At 46.6% G+C, this 19651-nt stretch carries 12 protein-coding genes and 1 tRNA gene; 12 read left to right on the top strand and 1 reads right to left on the bottom strand.

Going from position 1 to position 19651, the window contains the following annotated elements:
• From clpX to asnS, 12 genes are all read left to right on the top strand, one after another.
• Complete coding sequence (gene clpX, locus F7D73_RS07515; RefSeq protein WP_153123590.1) at positions 1-1233, top strand: ATP-dependent Clp protease ATP-binding subunit ClpX; 1233 nt, start codon at positions 1-3, stop codon at positions 1231-1233.
• 77 nt (positions 1234-1310) lie between these two features.
• Positions 1311-3488: a DNA helicase RecQ gene (recQ, locus tag F7D73_RS07510; protein ID WP_153123588.1), complete on the top strand. Its 2178-nt coding sequence runs from the start codon at positions 1311-1313 to the stop codon at positions 3486-3488.
• Positions 3489-3591: 103 nt separating this feature from the next.
• Positions 3592-5076 carry an IMP dehydrogenase gene (gene guaB / locus F7D73_RS07505; RefSeq protein WP_153123586.1) on the top strand — a complete coding sequence of 495 codons (1485 nt, stop codon included), beginning with the start codon at positions 3592-3594 and terminating at the stop codon, positions 5074-5076.
• 19 nt (positions 5077-5095) lie between these two features.
• Positions 5096-6523 (top strand): peptidylprolyl isomerase, encoded by a 1428-nt coding sequence (locus F7D73_RS07500; RefSeq protein ID WP_153123584.1) that lies wholly within the window; start codon positions 5096-5098, stop codon positions 6521-6523.
• Positions 6524-6540: 17 nt separating this feature from the next.
• The gene (locus F7D73_RS07495) at positions 6541-7995 is read left to right on the top strand and encodes a peptidylprolyl isomerase (protein WP_153123582.1); all 1455 of its coding nucleotides are present in this window, start codon (positions 6541-6543) and stop codon (positions 7993-7995) included.
• Positions 7992-9716 (top strand): OstA-like protein, encoded by a 1725-nt coding sequence (locus F7D73_RS07490; protein ID WP_153123580.1) that lies wholly within the window; start codon positions 7992-7994, stop codon positions 9714-9716. The genes F7D73_RS07495 and F7D73_RS07490 overlap by 4 nt, the downstream gene beginning before the upstream one ends.
• A gap of 43 nt (positions 9717-9759) precedes the next feature.
• A complete protein-coding gene (gene mutL, locus F7D73_RS07485; protein ID WP_153123578.1) occupies positions 9760-11679 on the top strand; it encodes a DNA mismatch repair endonuclease MutL in 1920 nt (639 codons plus the stop codon).
• 106 nt (positions 11680-11785) lie between these two features.
• Positions 11786-12937, top strand: a complete 1152-nt coding sequence (locus tag F7D73_RS07480) for an OmpA family protein (RefSeq protein ID WP_153123576.1) — start codon at positions 11786-11788, stop codon at positions 12935-12937.
• 182 nt (positions 12938-13119) lie between these two features.
• Positions 13120-13194: transfer RNA gene (locus F7D73_RS07475), tRNA-Val, on the top strand.
• Between the two features lie 127 nt (positions 13195-13321).
• Complete coding sequence (gene purB / locus F7D73_RS07470; RefSeq protein ID WP_153123574.1) at positions 13322-14668, top strand: adenylosuccinate lyase; 1347 nt, start codon at positions 13322-13324, stop codon at positions 14666-14668.
• 113 nt (positions 14669-14781) lie between these two features.
• A complete protein-coding gene (locus F7D73_RS07465; protein WP_153123572.1) occupies positions 14782-16212 on the top strand; it encodes a pseudouridine synthase in 1431 nt (476 codons plus the stop codon).
• Between the two features lie 16 nt (positions 16213-16228).
• Positions 16229-17656, top strand: a complete 1428-nt coding sequence (gene asnS / locus F7D73_RS07460; RefSeq protein ID WP_153123569.1) for an asparagine--tRNA ligase — start codon at positions 16229-16231, stop codon at positions 17654-17656.
• A gap of 554 nt (positions 17657-18210) precedes the next feature.
• Here asnS and F7D73_RS07455 read toward each other — a convergent pair.
• Complete coding sequence (locus F7D73_RS07455) at positions 18211-19074, bottom strand: Rpn family recombination-promoting nuclease/putative transposase (protein WP_153123567.1); 864 nt, start codon at positions 19072-19074, stop codon at positions 18211-18213.
• Positions 19075-19651 lie beyond the last annotated feature (577 nt).

Here is a 19651-nt window from a genome sequence, read left to right as displayed (position 1 = left end):
ATGCCAAAGAAGAAAGTTTGTAGCTTCTGTGGAAGAGGCGAAAATGAAGTAAAATTGCTCATCACGGGTGTAGATGGCTACATTTGTGAGAATTGTGCTCAGCAGGCTTATGAAATTGTTGAGTCTACTGGAGTCATGCACCAGCAGGATGCGGGTGAAAAGTTCGCATTGAAAAAGGTTCCAAAGCCAATGGAAATCAAGGAGTATCTGGATGAATACATCATTGGTCAGGATCAGGCTAAGCGCAGTATGGCTGTGGCTGTTTACAATCATTATAAGAGATTGCAGCAGCCTGTCAGCGATGATGGTGTTGAGATTGAAAAGAGCAATATTATTATGGTGGGAAGTACAGGTACTGGTAAAACCCTGTTGGCTCGTACCATAGCCAAGTTGCTGGATGTGCCTTTTACCATCGTTGATGCTACTGTTTTTACAGAGGCTGGTTATGTTGGTGAGGATGTGGAAAGTATCTTGTCCCGCTTGCTCCAGGTTTCTGATTATAATGTAGAGGCTGCCCAGAGAGGCATCGTCTTTATTGATGAGATTGATAAGATTGCCCGTAAGAGCGATAACCCTTCCATCACCCGTGATGTAAGTGGCGAGGGTGTGCAGCAGGGCCTTCTTAAACTTTTGGAAGGTACCATGGTTAATGTGCCGCCAAAGGGTGGAAGAAAGCATCCTGACCAGGATTATATCCATGTAGATACCAAGAACATCCTGTTTATCTGCGGTGGTGCCTTCGATGGTATCGAGCGCAAGATAGCACAGCGTCTCAATACCCATGTGGTGGGATATAATTCCGTACAGAATGTGGCTAAGATTGACAAGGCTGACTTGATGAAGTATATCTTGCCTCAAGACTTGAAGTCTTTTGGCTTGATACCGGAAATTATCGGTCGTCTGCCTGTACTTACTTATCTCAATCCTCTGGATAGAGAGGCTTTGCGTAAGATATTGGTTGAGCCGAAGAATTCTATTGTCAAGCAGTATATCAAACTCTTCGAGATGGATGGCATCAAGCTGTCTTTCACGGAAGAGACTTTTGACTACTTGGTTGATAAGGCCGTAGAATATAAATTGGGTGCCAGAGGACTTCGCTCCATCGTGGAGGCTGTGATGATGGACGCCATGTTTGAGATTCCTTCTAAGAAAGTAAAGTCTTTCGAGGTTACCTTGGAGTATGCCAAGGCTCAGCTCGACAAGGCTCATCTCGGACAGATGGAATCTGCATAAGTTGGTTGGGGGATTCTTCCCCCAGCTGATTTCTAATTACCATAAGACATAAAATGAGAAAATAATATTAGGTGGATATGACAGAACAGGTTAGTCTAACAGGACAGTTGAAGCACTACTTTGGTTTCGATTCGTTTAAAGGTGATCAGGAGGCAATCATCAGGAATCTGATGGAGGGCCATGACATTTTTGTATTGATGCCTACTGGTGGTGGCAAAAGCTTGTGTTATCAATTACCTTCCTTGATTATGGAAGGTACAGCTATCGTGATTTCTCCATTGATAGCCCTGATGAAGAATCAGGTGGATGTTATCAATGGCTTGAGCGAGAGTGATGGTGTGGCACATTATCTTAACTCTTCATTGAATAAGTCTGCAATAGAGAAGGTCAAGAGTGATATCTTGTCAGGTAAAACGAAATTGCTTTATGTGGCTCCGGAGTCCTTGACAAAGGAGGATAACGTGGAGTTCCTGAAGACCATCAAGATTTCCTTCTATGCTGTAGATGAGGCTCATTGTATTTCTGAGTGGGGACATGATTTCCGCCCTGAGTATCGTCGTATCCGTCCTATTGTTAACGAGATTGGGCAGGCTCCGGTCATTGCTCTTACTGCTACGGCTACCGACAAGGTGCGCACGGATATCAAGAAGAATCTGGGTATTCTGGATGCATTGGAGTATAAAAGCTCGTTCAACAGACCTAATCTGTATTATGAAGTGCGCCAGAAAACCAATGATGTTGACCGCCAGATCATCAAGTTTATCCGTCAGCATCCTGGTAAGAGCGGCATCATCTATTGTCTTTCCCGTAAGAAGGTTGAGGAGTTGGCTGAGGTTTTGAAGGCCAATGAAATCAAGGCTGCGCCTTATCATGCGGGCCTTGATTCTGCTACCCGTTCCCAGACTCAGGATGACTTCCTGATGGAGAAGATTGATGTCATCGTTGCCACCATTGCCTTCGGTATGGGTATTGACAAGCCGGATGTGCGTTTTGTCATCCACTATGATATTCCTAAGAGTCTCGAGGGATATTATCAGGAGACTGGACGTGCCGGACGTGATGGCGGTGAAGGCATCTGTATTGCTTTCTATTGTAGAAAGGACTTGAGAAAGCTGGAGAAGTTTATGGAAAATAAGCCGGTGGCAGAACAGGATATCGGTAGACAGCTGTTGCAGGAGACTGCTGCCTATGCCGAATCATCCGTTTGTCGCCGTAAGATGCTGCTCCATTATTTTGGTGAGGAATACGGTGAGGAAAATTGCCATAACTGCGACAACTGTCTCCATCCTACTGAAAAGGTGGAGGCTAAGGATAACCTGCTTGTTGTCCTGAAGGCTGTCAAGGCAGTGAAGGAGAATTTCCGACAGGAATATATTATTGATTTCGTGAAAGGTAGGGGTACTGACGATATCGTATCCCATAAGCATGACGAACTGGATGAGTTTGGCTCCGGCGAGGATATGGATGCCAAGTTGTGGAATCCGGTCATCCGCCAGGCTTTGATTGCAGGTTTTCTCAAGAAGGATGTCGAGAATTACGGACTTCTTAAATTGACAGCTGCCGGTAAGCGCTATATCAGCAATCCTCAGTCTTTCATGATTGTTGCCGACAAGGAGTTTAAGGATGATTATGTAGAGACCACTCATGAGGGTGGAACAGGTGCGCTTGATCCTGCATTGTACAACATGCTGAAGGATTTGCGCAAGACTGTTGCCAAGAAGCATCATCTGCCTCCATACGTCATCTTCCAGGATATTTCCCTGGAACAGATGGCTACCATGTATCCGGTAGATATTCAGGAATTGCAGAATATCCAGGGCGTGGGTGCCGGAAAGGCTAAGAGATACGGCAAGGAGTTCTATACCCTGATCAAGAAATATTGTGAGGAGCACGATATCGAACGGGCCGAGGAGCTGCGGGTGAGAACCGTTGCCAAGAAGTCCATGCTCAAGGTGTTTATCATCCAGTCCATCGACCGTCAGATAGCTCTTGACGACCTGGCTGAGGCTAAGGGTTTGGATTTCTCTGTACTCTTGGATGAGATAGAGGCTATCGTGTATAGCGGAACCAAGTTGAATATCGATTATTTCATAGAAGAAGTGATAGATGACGATCATGTAGACGACATTTACGACTACTTCATGGAGAGTGAAACAGACGACTTGGACACAGCTCAGGACGAGTTGGGTGAAGATTACACAGAAGACGAAATTCGACTCGTTAGAATCAAGTTTTTGTCCGAACAAGCCAATTAAACACGTTAAATAGCATTAATAAGGTAAGATTTTCGTAAAAAGCGATGTCTATCTGAGAAATTATTGCTAAATTTGCACGCAATAAATTTTTAAAGGTTACAATATGTCATCATTTGTTGCAGATAAAATTGTAATGGACGGTCTCACTTACGACGACGTCCTTCTTATCCCTGCTTATTCAGAGGTACTGCCTAAAGAGGTAGAGTTGAAAACCAAGTTCTCTCGTAATATCGAGTTGAACATTCCATTCGTTACCGCAGCGATGGATACCGTTACCGAGGCTTCTATGGCGATTGCCATCGCTCGTGAAGGAGGTATTGGTGTTATTCACAAGAACATGACCATTGAGGAGCAAGCTCGTCAGGTTGCTATTGTGAAGCGTGCTGAGAATGGTATGATTTATGACCCTGTCACCATCCGTCGTGGCAGTACAGTGAAGGATGCTCTTGATATGATGCACGATTATCATATCGGTGGTATTCCTGTGGTAGATGATGAAAATCATCTCGTGGGTATCGTGACCAACCGTGACCTTCGTTTCGAGCGTCACATGGACAAGAAGATTGATGAGGTAATGACCAGCGAGAACCTGGTTACTACTCATATCCAGACCGACTTGATCGCTGCTGCTGCTATCCTGCAGGAGAACAAGATCGAGAAGCTTCCTGTAGTTGACAATGAGAATCACCTGGTAGGTTTGATTACTTACAAGGACATCACCAAGGCTAAGGATAAGCCAATGGCTTGCAAGGATGCCAAGGGTCGTCTTCGCGTGGCTGCCGGTGTAGGTGTTACCGTTGATACTTTGGATCGTGCAAAGGCTTTGGTTGAGGCTGGTGCTGATGCCATCGTCATTGATACTGCTCATGGTCATTCTAAGGGTGTGGTAGAAAAGCTTCATCAGGTGAAGGCTGCCTTCCCTGACGTTGACGTAGTGGTAGGTAATGTGGCTACTGGTGCTGCTGCCAAGTATTTGGTAGAGAATGGCGCTGATGGTGTCAAGGTTGGTATCGGTCCAGGTTCTATCTGTACTACTCGTGTCGTTGCCGGTGTGGGTGTTCCTCAGTTGAGCGCTGTCTATGATGTATATTCTGCTTTGCAGGGTACTGGTGTGCCTTTGATTGCTGATGGTGGTCTCCGCTATTCTGGTGATGTCGTGAAGGCTTTGGCTGCTGGTGGTAGCTGCGTTATGATCGGTTCTTTGGTTGCTGGTACTGAGGAGAGTCCTGGTGATACCATCATCTTCAACGGTCGTAAGTTCAAGAGCTATCGTGGTATGGGCTCTTTGGAGGCTATGGAGCAGAAAAACGGTTCTAAGGACCGTTACTTCCAGGGTGATACCAAGGATGCCAAGAAGTTGGTACCAGAGGGTATTGCTGGTCGTGTTCCTTACAAGGGAACCGTTCAGGAGGTTATCTATCAGCTGATGGGTGGCTTGCGTTCTGGTATGGGATACTGTGGTGCAGCTAATATCGAGAAGTTGCACGGTGCTAAGTTCACCCGCATTACCAATGCTGGTGTGTTGGAGAGTCACCCACATGATATTACTATCACCAGTGAGGCTCCAAACTATAGCCGTCCGGTATAAATTAATGTAAGATATTAATATGAAATTTTATGCGCTTTCTCTAGCTATGCTCCTTCAGGGGAGCATAGCTTTTGCTCAAAACGATCCTACTGTCATGACCATCAATGGTCAGCCCGTCAGCCGCTCTGAATTTGAGTATTCTTATAATAAGAACAATTCCGAAGGTGTCATTGATAAGAAATCTGTCAATGAGTATGTCGACTTGTTCGTCAATTATAAGTTAAAGGTGCAGGCTGCCCTGGATGCTCGTCTGGATACCTTGTCTTCTTTCAAGGCTGAGTTCCTGCAGTATCGTGACCAGCAGATTCGTCCTTTCGTCCTTTCTGATAAGGACGTAGAAGCGGAAGCGCATAGGATTTATAATGATACGAAGCAGAGAGTGCTTGCTGCCGGCGGGATGGTAAGGCCTGCCCATATCCTGATAAGATTGGGTCAGAAAGCTTCCGCTGCCGAACAGGACAAGGCTAAATATAGAGCCGATTCTTTGTATCAGGTGTTGAGAAAAGGGGGGAACTTTGCTGAATTGGCAAGGAAATATTCAGATGATAAAGGCTCTGCCGTCAAAGGCGGAGATATTTCATGGATTACCAGAGGACAGACGGTAAAGGCTTTCGAGGATGCCTGCTTCTCCATGAAGGTGGGAGAGATGTCCAAGCCGGTCTTGTCTGAATTTGGATATCATATCATCAAGTTGATGGGTAAGCAGGATTTCTTCCCATACGACTCGGTGAGGAATGATATCTGTCGCTTCATTGATGCACGTGGCATCAGGGAGCATATCATTGATGTGAAGTTGGATTCCATCAGTAAGTCGTCAGCTCAGTTGAAGGATAAGGAAGCTGTGCTTGATGATATGACTGCTAAAATGACTGCTGCAGATGACCAGTTGAAGTATTTGGTTCAGGAATATCACGATGGACTGTTGCTGTATGAAATCAGCAACCGTCTGGTTTGGGAGAAGGCTGCCAGGGATGAAGAGGCTTTGGCTGCTTATTTCGCCAAGCACAAGAAGAATTATGCATGGGATGAACCTCGGTTCAAGGGCATTGCTTATCATGTGAAGAATCAGGCAGATGTGAAGGCGGTGAAGAAGGCGCTCAAGGGGAAGCCTTTTGATGAATGGGCTGAGGTGCTGAGAAGTTCCTTCAATGCCGATTCCGTTATTCGCATTCGTGTTGAAAAGGGTATCTTCAAGATGGGGGATAACGCTTTGGTTGACAACAAGGTGTTCCGCAGGGACGTAAAGGTTGAACCTCTCAAGGAGTATCCGATAGATGCAACTTATGGAAAGGTCTTGAAAAAGGGACCTAAGGAGTATACGGATGTCAAGGCGCTGGTGATTGCCGATTATCAGGATGTGCTCGAAAAGGAATGGGTTGCTGAATTGAGAAAGAAATATAAGGTTGTAGTCAATCAGGAAGTATTGGCTACGGTGAATAAACATTAATATATATTGAAACATAGATGAAATTGGGATATAAGACAAGTTGGGCTCTCGTGGCTCTCTTGATGATTGTTGGAATCAGTGCAAATGCTACGAGAAGTGGCAAGAGTGCTTGGGCAAAGACTGCCGATTCTGACTCGGTGGCAGAGAAGACTGCTGCTGTTTCACAGCCTGTCAATGAGGGTAGCGTCGTAGATGAAGTTATCTGGGTTGTGGGAGATGAGGCTATTTTGAAGTCTGATGTTGAGGTAACTCGTTTGCAGGCTGAGGCTGAGGGTATCAGATATTCCGGCGATCCAGACTGTTCTATTCCTGAGCAGATTGCTGTTCAGAAGCTCTTCCTCCATCAGGCTGCCATTGATAGTATCGAGGTCTCTGAATCTGAAGTGATGCAGGGTATTGATGCGCAGATCAATGCCTGGGTTTCCATGATTGGCTCCCGCGAGAAGTTGGAGGAATATCGTAAGCAGACCATCACCCAGATGCGTGAGCAGATGCATGATGACTTCAAGAACCAGCAGCTCATCCAGAAGATGAAGCAGGAACTGGTCAAGAATATCAAGGTCTCGCCTGCTCAGGTACGCAAGTATTTCAACAACTTGCCTGCCGACAGTATTCCTTTCGTACCGACAGAGGTGGAAGTGGAAATCCTGACCATGCAGCCTCGTATTCCGATGGAGGAAATCAACCGTGTGAAGAACCAGCTGCGAGAATTCACTGACCGTGTGAACAAGGGCGAGACTACTTTCGCTACTTTGGCACGTATGTATTCTGAAGACCCTGGTTCTGCCCGTATGGGTGGTGAGATGGACTATGTAGGAAGAGGTATGTTGGATCCTGCCTTTGCCAATGTTGCATTCAACCTGACCGACCCAAAGAAGATTTCCAAGATTGTGGAGTCTGAGTTCGGTTTCCATATCATCCAGTTGATTGACAAGCGTGGTGATAAGTTGAAGTGCCGCCACATTCTGTTGAAGCCACGGGTTTCTCAGGAAGCTATCGATAAGTCTATCGGCCGTCTGGATTCCATTGCCAATGATATCCGTGCCGATAAGTTTACCTTCGAGGCTGCTGTTGGTGCTCTTTCTGACGATAAGGATACCCGCAACAACAAGGGTATGATGGTGAACGTGGTCGATGGTGATGTACGTACTTCTAAGTTCAAGATGAAGGACCTGCCTACTGAGGTGGCACGTATGGTGGATACCATGAAGGTGGGACAGATTTCTGCACCGTTTACCATGGTCAATACCAAGGGAAAAACTACCTGCGCCTTGGTGAAGCTGGTTAGTAGAGTAGAGGGTCACCGCGCTACCATTACCGAAGATTTCCAGGTGATGCAGGATGTGGTGCTGGCCAAGGAACGCCAGAAGACCATTCACGACTGGGTAGTGGATAAAATCAAGAAGACATACGTTCGAATGAACGATCGATACAAGGATTGTAAGTTTGAATATCAAGGTTGGATCAAATGATAAACAAGCATTCTGATAATATTAAGAACGGGCATAGAATCTCTATTATATTGATTCTATGCCTATTTGGGTTTTGTTTGGTACAGGCCATGCAAGCCCCTAAAAAGCGTAGCAAGAAGCGTCCTGACGGAGACCGCGTCTATTTGTTGCATGCTGATGAACTCCGTTATGATATGTTTGGTAGCAATCCTGATGCACAGATTGTGAAGGGCAAGGTGTCCTTTGCCCATCAGGGGGGCCACCTCACCTGTGATAGTGCCTATTTCTATCAGGCTTCCAATTCCGTCAAGGCATTCGGGCATGTCCATTACCGTCAGGGTGATACCTTGTCGCTCACTTGTGAAAGGGCTGATTATGACGGACAGATGCAGATGATGCATGCCCGAAAGAACGTGGTCCTGCATCACCGCCGACAGACTTTGCGTACTGACAGTCTGGATTTCGACCGTTTGTATAATATGGCAAACTTCTTTGATGGTGGTACGCTCATCGATGGCAAGGACCGTCTGGTTTCCGACTGGGGTGAGTATCATACCCAGACCCGTGAGGCCAAGTTCGTCTACAATGTCAAGTTGCGCAGTGGCAAGGATGTGGTTACTACCGATACCTTGTATTATGATGTGCCAACGTCTACAGCCCACATGGTGGGGCCATCCAAGATTGTTTCCGGTAGTGGCGGTATCGTCCATACCGAGGATGGCTATTATGATACCAGGACAGATAAGGCAAAGCTCTTTGGCCGTTCTACCATCATCGACAAGGAGAAGAGTATCACCGGCGACAGTCTCTATTACAAGAAGAATGGCGAGAGTACCGGATATGGCAATGTCGTTTTTGTGGATAAGAAGAACAAAAATTCGCTTACCTGCAATTATCTGCGATATAATCAGAAGACCGGTACCGGATTTGCTACCCGCAATCCTGTTGCCATGGATTTCTCTAAGAAGGATACCTTGTGGATGCATTCAGATACCATGCGCATCTATACCTTCCATATCAATACCGACTCCGTTTACCGTAAGGTGCATGCCTATCCTAAGGTAAGGGCTTACCGTGCAGATGTGCAGGCAGTATGCGATTCCCTGGTCTTCAACTCCAAGGATTCCTGCATGACGATGTATAAGGATCCTATCACCTGGAACGGCAACCGTCAGCTGCTGGGTGAGGAAATCAGGGTATACATGAATGATTCTACCATTCGCATGGCACATGTCATCGGACAGGCTCTTTCCATCGAACAGATGCCGGATTCCGTCCATTACAATCAGATCACTTCCAAGGAGATGAAGTCATTCTTCGAAGCGGGAGAGGTCAAGATGACTGAGGCTATAGCCAATGTACAGACCATTTATTATATGACCAATGACAGGGACAGCTCTCTGGTGGGCTTGAACTATCTGGAGACGGATACCATGAGAATGTATATGGGTGCCCAGCGGAAGCTGGACAAGATATGGACCAATAAGTTCACCAGCACCCTGTATCCTATCACGCAGATACCGCCGGCACAGTATAAGTTGCCTAACTTCGCCTGGTTCGAGGATATCCGTCCAAAGGACAAGAATGATATCTTTGTATGGAAAGGCAAGGGCAAGGGCTCGGAACTCAAGGCTATCAAGCGTCATGAGGCGCCGCTGCAGACCTTGAAGAAGTCTGATGCCGTAACGCAGCAACCTAAGGAACCGGCTGGTGGCGACAAGGAAAAACCTAAAGAGAAATAAAGAAAAGAATATATTTAAAGAGTATATATATTAAGGTGTAATCATGAGTGATGTAATTCAACTTTTACCCGATTCGGTAGCCAATCAGATTGCGGCAGGTGAGGTGATACAGCGCCCTGCCTCTGTTATCAAGGAGTTGGTTGAGAATGCCGTTGATGCCGGAGCGATGAACATTCAAGTCGTGGTGGTGGATGCTGGACGTACCTCTATTCAGGTGATAGATGATGGTAAGGGAATGTCGGAGACGGATGCCCGCTTGGCTTTCGAGCGCCATTCCACTTCCAAGATTCGCAAGGCTGATGATTTGTTCAATCTTCATACGATGGGTTTCCGTGGTGAGGCTTTGGCTTCCATTGCTGCCGTAGCTCAGGTAGAACTCAAGTCCCGTCAGGCTTCTGATGAAATAGGAACCCTGATTCGGATTTCCGGCTCACGTTTCGAGAAGCAGGAGGCATGCTCCTGTCCGGTGGGAAGTATCTTCGCCATCAATAATATATTCTATAATGTACCCGCACGAAGGAAGTTCCTGAAGTCGAATTCTACCGAGCTGAATAATATCCTTACCGCTTTCGAGCGTATCGCCTTGGTGAATCCGCAGATCAACTTCTCGCTGCGCAGCAATGAGACCGAGGTTTTCAATCTCCGTGCTGCCAATCTGCGCCAGCGCATCCTGGATGTCTTCGGCAAGCGCTTCAATCATGAGTTGCTGCCGGTGAATGTCGAGACTACCATGTGCAAGATTTCCGGTTTCGTCGGTAAACCGGAGGCTGCCCGCAAGAAGGGTGTTCACCAGTTCTTCTTCGTCAATGGCAGATATATGAAGCATCCTTACTTCAATAAGGCGGTGATGTCTGCCTTCGACCGTTTGATTCCGCAGGGAGAACAGGTTCCTTATTTCCTCTACTTCGAAGTAGACCCTAAGGATATTGATGTCAACATCCATCCTACGAAGACCGAAATCAAGTTTGAGAACGAACAGGCCATCTGGCAGATCATCCTTGCCTCGGTCAAGGAGTCGATAGGTATGTTCAACGAGGTTCCTACCATCGATTTTGATACGGAGGACAAACCGGATATTCCGGTATATAATCCCGAAAAGGCGCCAACGGCTGCCGCTCCGAAGATTAGTCTGAATCCTGGTTACAATCCTTTTAAGACCAACTCTTCTTCCAGCCATTCATCATCAGCTGGCGACAGCTTCACTTCTGCCATCTCTTCGTCGGCAGTATCATCGGCTTCCTCTTACGGAACAATCTCTTCCAAGATCAAGCCTCAGGTAGATGAGAACTGGGAACAGCTCTATGAGGGGCTGAAAGACGAGTCGGAAGTTGAGGAGCATACGATGGAACTCTTTGATGAGCCGTTGGAGGAATGCACTTCTTCCAATATCCTTGCCGAGAAGTCGCCGGCTCATTATCAGTATAAGGGCAAGTATATCATGACAGCCGTCAAGTCGGGACTGATGATCATCGATCAGCATCGGGCTCATGTCCGCATTCTCTATGAGCGCTATCTGCAGCAGCTCAAGGACCGCACTTTCCATTCCCAGAAGGTACTCTTCCCGGAGGTCGTACAGTTCCCGGTTTCCGAAAAGGTCATCTTCGAGAAGATTCTGCCGGAGATGCAGGGCATGGGATTTGAACTGGAAGATCTGGGCGGCGGCAGTTACGCTGTGAACTGTGTGCCGGCAGGTCTGGAAGGATTGAATCCCGTCCGCTTGGTACAGGACATGGTGACGAGTGCCATCGAAAAGGGAGTAGGAGCGATGGATGAAATCAACCGTACTCTGGCTTTGTCCCTTTCCCGTCAGGCTGCCATCCCATACGGTCAGGTGTTGAGCAATGTGGAAATGGAAAACCTGGTGAATGGTCTGTTCGCCTGCGAGAATGTCAACTACACCCCCGATGGCAAGTCGGTGCTGTGCATCCTTCAGCAGGATGAGATAGAACATCTCTTGGGGTAATTGATAATGTATAATTAATAATGTATAATTGTACATTGACCATTGTACATTATACATTGTACATTATCCATTAATATAGGTAACGAATAGTTTAAAATAGAAAGTTATGAAGAAATTTTTCTCAATGCTAGCTTTGGCTAGTCTGTCTTTGAGCTCATTCGCTCAGGACGCAACTACTCAGGAGAAATACAGTGTTGCTACCAATTCTTTTTGGAGCAACTGGTTTTATGAGGTTGGTGCAGATTGGAATTCCTGGTATTCTGCCCAGGAAAAGGGCGCAGGATATTCCAAGAGCCCTTTCAAGAAGTTCCGTTCCAATCCTGGAGTTTCTCTGGCATTTGGCAAGTGGTATACTCCTGGTGTCGGTTTCCGTACCAAGATTCAGGGCATCTGGGGTAAGTTTGTTGATGCTGATGGCAATGATGCTACCAACGAGGGCAACGGTAATAAGTACTGGGTTGCCAATGAGCAGGTGATGTTCAATCTCAGCAATCTGCTTTATGGCTACAACGAGAACCGTGTATGGAATCTCATCCCGTTTGCCGGTGCCGGTATCGGACGTTCCATGACTCATAATGCCTATGCTTTGGATTATAGTGCCGGCATCCAGTCTTCCTGGAAGATTGGAAAGAAGACCAACCTCTTTGCTGAGGTCGGTGTGAATTCCTTCGATGCTGATATTGATGGTTGCGCAGGCAACAGCCGCAATACCTTTACCCGCCGTTGCAATAATTTCTATGCTGAGGTAGGTCTTACCTTCAAGTTGGGTAGAGGTACATGGGATAAGACACCGGATGTCGATGCCATCACTGCCCTTCATCAGTCAGAACTCGATGCACTCAATGCCACATTGGAGGATGCCAATGCAGAAAACGAGCGTTTGAGAAACGAGTTGGAGAACCAGAAGACTGCCGAGACCCAGGTTGTCAAGCAGTTTGTAGGTACTCCGGTATCTGTTTTCTTCAATTTGGGTAAGTCAAAGATTGCTTCCAGGAAGGATCTGGTCAATGTGGAGACTCTTGCGAAGTATGCCAAGGAGAACAATTTGAAGTTGGTTGTGAATGGTTATGCTGATAGTGCTACCGGTTCTGCAGCCTTTAACGAGAAACTTTCTCTGGCTCGTGCCGAGCGAGTAGCCGGTTTGCTCGTCAAGATGGGAGTTGATAAGGACAATATCATCGTGAAATCAAACGGTGGTGTGAAGGATTTGGCTCCAGTTTCATACAATCGTCGTGCCACTATTCAGATTTCTGAGTAATGATAAGGCACGGATTACACGGAAATCTGTGTAATCCGTGCCTAAAAACAGGTGAAAAGGGGGGAAAAACACCGAAAAATGGCTTTTTTTGAAGAAAAATGCAGAAAAATGAAAAAAAGTTGCTCAAAAATTTGGTGGAACCGGAAATTGTTTGTACCTTTGCAACCGCTTACGAAAAGTAAGGGCGCTTAGCTCAGCTGGTTTAGAGCATCTGCCTTACAAGCAGAGGGTCGGCGGTTCGAATCCGTCAACGCCCACTTCTAATGAAGGTCTTTCAACGAAAGTTGAGAGACCTTTTTTTAATTAAAGCTAAAAAATATCGTTTTTCGCTGTTTTCTCAGATTTATTCATTAACTTTGCACCCTATATATAATACGTATTAATATGAATTTAGATTTATTGACTGCCATATCGCCTATAGATGGTCGTTACAGGGGAAAAACAGAGCAACTCGCTAACTATTTCTCAGAGTATGCTCTTATTCGTTATCGTGTTCGAGTAGAGATAGAGTATTTCATTACTTTATGTGAATTACCTTTGCCACAGTTGGCTTCTTTCGACAAGTCACTGTTTGAGCGCTTGCGTGATATCTACCGTAACTTTGACGAAAATGAGGCTCAACGTGTCAAGGACATTGAGAAGGTAACTAATCACGACGTAAAAGCCGTAGAGTATTTCATCAAGGAGGAGTTCGATAAGATTGGTGGATTGGACGACTATAAGGAGTTCATTCACTTCGGTCTCACTTCTCAGGACATCAACAACACCAGTGTACCGCTTTCTGTCAAGGAGGCTTTGGAGGAGTGCTTCTACCCACAGGTAGAGGAACTTATTGCACAGCTCCAGACTTATGCTGACGAGTGGAAGGATGTGCCTATGTTGGCTAAGACTCACGGACAGCCTGCGTCTCCTACACGTTTGGGTAAGGAAATCATGGTTTATGTTTATCGTCTTACCGAACAGCTTGAGTCTTTGAAGGCTTGCAAGTTTACTGCTAAGTTTGGTGGTGCTACAGGTAATTACAATGCCCACCATGTAGCTTATCCGGAGTATGACTGGAAGGCTTTCGGCAACAAGTTCGTCAGCGAGAAGCTCGGCTTGCAGCGTGAACAGTATACCACTCAGATCAGCAACTACGATCATCTCGGTGCTATCTTTGATGCCATCCGTCGCATCAATACCATCATCATCGACTTGGACCGTGACTTCTGGATGTATATCTCTATGGATTACTTCAAGCAGAAGATCAAGGCAGGAGAGGTTGGCTCCAGTGCTATGCCACATAAGGTAAACCCTATCGATTACGAGAACAGTGAGGGTAACCTGGGTATTGCCAATGCCATCCTTCAGTTCCTGGCTCAGAAGCTTCCGGTAAGCCGCCTGCAGCGCGACCTTACTGACAGTACCGTGCTCCGTAACATCGGTGTGCCTCTCGGCCATAGCGTCATCGCTATCCAGAGTACCCTGAAGGGATTGCGCAAGCTCATCCTCCACGAGGAGAAGTTGCAGGAAGACCTGAATAATACCTGGGCTATCGTAGCTGAGGCTATTCAGACCATCCTCCGTCGTGAGGCTTACCCACATCCATACGAGGCTTTGAAGGCATTGACTCGTACCAACAAGCACATGACTGAAGAGACCATCCATGAATTTATTCAGGGCTTGAACGTCAGCGACAGCGTGAAGGCTGAACTGATGGCTATCACTCCAAGCAATTATACGGGCATCTAAATACTACCGGCTTCCTCCAGGGCAGCAATAGCATGAAGATATTCAACATAATATATTTATAATTATTTTTTTCACTAACCCGGCCGTGAGGCTTAAATTAAGATTTAAAGAAAATGGATTCAGAATTCGGAAACAAACCTCAGGATCATGCATCTGAGAAAGAGAACACCCGAGAGGGCTACAACCCAGCAGGCGGTTATCAGAAGAGTTATCGCCCAGTAGGTCGCACTCAGCGTCCACGTATCAACACTCATCGCTCTTCATTCAGCAGCGATAGAAGTAGTAGTAATAGTGAAGGCGGCTTCCGTCCAGAAGGATTCGGAGCTGGCTTGCAGAGCTCTAATACCGAGCGCCCACAGCACAGCGGATACCAGAGCCGTGGCGGTTACAACAGCAACCGTGGTGGCGGTCACCGTCCTCAGCAGGGTGGTTACAACAATGGTGGCAGCTATGGCCGTCCTCAGCAGGGTGGCTACAACAGCAACCGTGGTGGCTATAATAGTAATAATGGTGGCGGTTACGGTCGTCCTCAGCAGGGCGGTTATGGTCGTCCTCAGCAGGGTGGTTACGGTCGTCCTCAGCAGGGTGGCTACGGTCGTCCTCAGCAGGGTGGTTACGGTCGCCCACAGCAGGGTGGCTACGGTCGTCCTCAGCAGGGTGGTTACGGTCGTCCACAGCAGGGTGGCTACAATAACAACCGTGGCGGTGGCTACAACAACAACCGTGGTGGTGGCGGTTTCCGTCAGCGCACACCAGGTTATGATCCTAATGCAAAATATAGTCTCAAGAAGAGAATTGAATACAAGGAGGAGAACTTCGACCCTACAGAGCCATTGCGCTTGAACAAGTTCCTCGCCAATGCTGGTGTATGCTCACGCCGTGAGGCTGATGAGTTCATCCAGGCTGGTGTTGTTACCGTTAATGGTGAGGTGGTAACTGAGTTGGGTACCAAGATTCTTCGCACCGATGAGGTGAAGTTCCACGATACTCCTGTTTCTTTGGAGAAGAAGGTTTATGTATTGCTCAACAAGCCTAAGGATTACGTTACCACTAGCGATGATCCTCAGCAGCGCAAGACCGTGATGGACCTCGTGAAGGACGTTTGCCCTGAGCGTATCTATCCTGTTGGTCGTCTCGACCGCAATACTACCGGTGTACTCCTTCTCACCAACGACGGTGACCTGGCTTCTAAGCTGACTCACCCTAAGTTCCTGAAGAAGAAGGTATATCACGTACACCTCGACAAGAACCTTACATCTCATGATATGGATCAGATTCGTGAGGGTATCACTTTGGAAGATGGTGAAATCAAGGCAGACGCTGTCGAGTATGCTGACGAGCACGACAAGTCACAGGTGGGCATCGAGATCCACAGTGGCAAGAACCGTATCGTTCGCCGTATCTTCGAGAGCCTTGGCTATCGTGTAACTAAGTTGGATCGTGTACAGTTCGCTGGATTGACCAAGAAGAACCTCCGTCGTGGCGACTGGCGCTTCCTTACAGAGAAAGAAGTAGACATGCTCCGCATGGGTGCTTTTGAATAAAACAGAGTAATAAACAATGGAAAAGATTAAAAGAACTAAGGTTGTAGACGTGCTCAAGAGCACTGCCTACAACTCAATCGTGAATGTAAAGGGATGGGTACGTACCCATCGTAGTAGCAAAGCAGTCGATTTTATCGCTCTTAACGATGGTTCTACTATTAATAATGTTCAGATAGTAGTCGACCCATCAAAGGTCGATGAAAATCAGCTTCGTCAGATCACCACTGGTGCCTGCATCAGCGTAGTGGGTACTCTGGTTGAAAGCCAGGGTGCCGGACAGAGTGTTGAAATCCAGTGTGACAGCATCGAAATCTACGGTCTCTGCGGTGGCGACTATCCTATGCAGAAGAAGGGACAGAGCTTCGAGTACATGCGTCAGTATGCTCATCTCCGTCTCCGTACCAATACCTTCGGTGCCGTGATGCGCATCCGCCACAACATGGCGATGGCTATCCACACTTACTTCCATGAGCATGGATACTTCTATTTCAACACTCCGCTCATCACAGCGAGCGATTGCGAAGGTGCTGGACAGATGTTCCAGGTAACCACCAAGAACCTCTACAACCTCAAGAAAACAGAGGATGGAAAGATTGACTACTCTGATGATTTCTTCGGAAAGCAGACTTCATTGACTGTTTCCGGTCAGTTGGAGGGTGAGCTGGGTGCTACGGCACTCGGTGCTATCTACACCTTCGGTCCAACCTTCCGTGCAGAGAACAGTAATACTCCTCGCCACCTGGCTGAGTTCTGGATGGTAGAGCCAGAGGTTGCTTTCCTGGATATGGACGGTTTGATGGAGTTGGAGGAAGATTTCATCAAGTACTGTATCCGTTGGGCACTCGAGCATTGCAAGGACGACCTTGCTTTCTTGAACAAGATGATTGATAAGGGCTTGATCGCTCGTTTGGAGGGCGTATTGAATTCTGATTTCGTTCATCTTCCATATACCGAGGGTATCCGTATCCTGCAGGAGGCTATCGCCAACGGCAAGAAGTTTGAGTTCCCATGCGAGTGGGGTGATGACCTGGCTTCAGAGCACGAGCGTTTCCTCGTAGAGGAGCACTTCAAGCGTCCAGTTATCATGACCAACTATCCAAAGGCTATCAAGGCATTCTATATGAAGATAGACGAGGAGGAGAGTGGTTTCGGTGGCAAGAGCGGTCAGACCGTTCAGGGTACCGACGTTTTGTTCCCACAGATTGGTGAGATCATCGGCGGTTCAGTCCGTGAGGAGAGTTATGACAAGTTGATGGGTGAGATTGAGGCTCGCAACATTCCTATGAAGGATATGAGTTGGTATCTTGATACCCGTAAGTACGGTTCATGTCCACATGCAGGTTTCGGTCTCGGTTTCGAGCGTCTGATTCTCTTTGTAACCGGTATGCAGAACATCCGTGACGTGATTCCATTCCCACGTACACCAAAGAACGCAGAGTTCTAAATCTCTGTCGTCATAAGATAAAGAGGGTGTGTCATAAGTTCATGACACACCCTCTTTTTTCGTCCCACAGATCTCACAGATTCCCACAGATTTTTTACCTTTTTTCGTCCCACAGATCTCACAGATTCCCACAGATTTTTTACTTTTAAAAGTCACGCAGATTTCGCAGATGACGCAGATTTTTTACTTTTTTACCTTTTTACTTTTTTACCTTTAAATAGCTCTTTTACCTTTAAAAGTCCCCCAGGCGGTCCCATCCCGCAAAACATGGCGAGGGCTTTGATGCCCCGCCAACCTTAGAGCGAAGCGGTTCTGAGCACCGGAGGGCGGTTACATCCTTCCCTTCTGAGAAGGGAAGGCTTGGTTAGGATGTGGAGCCCTCCTTGGCTAAGGAGGGACGGGGTGGATCGAAAAAGACAGCACTGCAGGGCGGTTACATCCTTTCCCTTAATGGTTAAGGGAAAGGCTTGGTTAGGGGTTAAGGACCCTCCCGTTGGGGAGGAACAAGTGGGGCAAAAACTATTGTTTCTCTGAAAGTTCTGCTAGGTTCAGGCTTATTCCCTCATTTTCTGAATTTCCTTCAGTGGAAGCTCGGTGGCTGTTGATACTTGCTCATCAGAAAGCCCCATTGACAGAAGGCGGCGAGCTGTGGCTAGCTTTTCTTTTTCCATACCTTCCTCACGCCCCTTTTCCAAAGCCGTATCTATAGAGTTCTTGACATCACGATACGCCTTCAAACTATCCTCATATTCTTTCAACTCTGTTGGAGTGAACTTCGCAATCTCAGCCTCTTCAAAGAGTTTAGTAAACACTTTCTCTTTCAAGGCAGCAGGACGCTCATCCAATCGGGAAAGGTTTTTCAACACATACAACCACTTATCATAAAGCGTGTCAAGCTCCTCCTCTGTCTTATTGAACTTCGCTATCTCAACATACTTGAAAGAAAGTTTGTCATTAAAAACCTTAAAAGTCTTTTTGTCAAGCAAGCCCACATCATGGTTGATATCATTCTTGTCAAATGCCTCTTCTTCCAAGTCGAAGTTCAGCAGAGCAACAGTGTATACATGTTCAAGCTTGAAGTTCCATTCAGCCCCCTTTGGAGCCTGTTCACGGATAGGAAAAGTAGAATAGAACAAAGAACGATCCTTGAAGTACTTCTGATAAGCATTCTGCATCTCAACGATGAACTTTTCACCACGCTCATTTTCGCAATATACATCAAAGATGGCCTTGCGCTCGGCAAAGACATCACCAACGTGCTCACTATTCAAGTACTTCACATCCTTGATGACATGAAAACCATCAAACAGTGAATTCAAGAAATTGATGAGCAAATCCTTATTAGGCTTTGTTCCAAAGATACGCTTAAAACCGAAATCGGTAAGCAAGCTAATATATCGTTCTTCTATCCGTTTCATATCCTTCTCCTTTTAAAACGTTTAACTGAATTGTGTTGCAAAAATAAGCTATTTTCTCGAAAACACCAAAAAAAACATCAAGAATCCTTCAAGTTATCAGCAAATTACTCAAAAACTGTTTCTCCTAATCTCATTTCGCTCTGACATAATCGTCCCGCAGATTCTTTTACCTTTAAAAGTCCCACAGATTCCCACAGATTTTTTACTTTTTTACCTTTAAAAGTCACGCAGATTTCGCAGATGACGCAGATTTTTTACCTTTTTACTTTTTTACCCTTTTACCTTTAAAAGTTCCCCACAGATTTCACAGATTCACACAGATTTTTTCTTTTACTTTTTTATCTTTTAAAGTCACGCAGATTTCGCAGATGACGCAGATTTTTTACCTTTTTACCCTTTTACTCTTTTACCTTTAAAAGTTCCCCAGGCGGTCCCATCCCGCAAAATATGGCGAGGGCTTTGATGCCCCGCCAACCTTAGAGCGAAGCGGTTCTGAGCACCGGAGGGCGGTTACATCCTTTCCCTTAATGGTTAAGGGAAAGGCTTGGTTAGGGATTAAGGACCCTCCCGCAGGGGA

Origin of the sequence: Segatella copri (assembly GCF_009494395.1) — a bacterium.
In the GTDB taxonomy this organism is placed as follows: domain Bacteria; phylum Bacteroidota; class Bacteroidia; order Bacteroidales; family Bacteroidaceae; genus Prevotella.
Note: the sequence above shows the minus strand (reverse complement) of the source record. Positions and strands in the feature narration are given on the sequence as shown.

Bases quoted from the DNA above. Each gene is read 5' to 3' on its own strand.
- clpX (WP_153123590.1), top strand. From the start codon at position 1: ATGCCAAAGAAGAAAGTTTGTAGCTTCTGTGGAAGAGGCGAAAATGAA.
- recQ (WP_153123588.1), top strand. From the start codon at position 1,311: ATGACAGAACAGGTTAGTCTAACAGGACAGTTGAAGCACTACTTTGGT.
- guaB (WP_153123586.1), top strand. From the start codon at position 3,592: ATGTCATCATTTGTTGCAGATAAAATTGTAATGGACGGTCTCACTTAC.
- F7D73_RS07500 (WP_153123584.1), top strand. From the start codon at position 5,096: ATGAAATTTTATGCGCTTTCTCTAGCTATGCTCCTTCAGGGGAGCATA.
- F7D73_RS07495 (WP_153123582.1), top strand. From the start codon at position 6,541: ATGAAATTGGGATATAAGACAAGTTGGGCTCTCGTGGCTCTCTTGATG.
- F7D73_RS07490 (WP_153123580.1), top strand. From the start codon at position 7,992: ATGATAAACAAGCATTCTGATAATATTAAGAACGGGCATAGAATCTCT.
- mutL (WP_153123578.1), top strand. From the start codon at position 9,760: ATGAGTGATGTAATTCAACTTTTACCCGATTCGGTAGCCAATCAGATT.
- F7D73_RS07480 (WP_153123576.1), top strand. From the start codon at position 11,786: ATGAAGAAATTTTTCTCAATGCTAGCTTTGGCTAGTCTGTCTTTGAGC.
- purB (WP_153123574.1), top strand. From the start codon at position 13,322: ATGAATTTAGATTTATTGACTGCCATATCGCCTATAGATGGTCGTTAC.
- F7D73_RS07465 (WP_153123572.1), top strand. From the start codon at position 14,782: ATGGATTCAGAATTCGGAAACAAACCTCAGGATCATGCATCTGAGAAA.
- asnS (WP_153123569.1), top strand. From the start codon at position 16,229: ATGGAAAAGATTAAAAGAACTAAGGTTGTAGACGTGCTCAAGAGCACT.
- F7D73_RS07455 (WP_153123567.1), bottom strand. From the start codon at position 19,074: ATGAAACGGATAGAAGAACGATATATTAGCTTGCTTACCGATTTCGGT.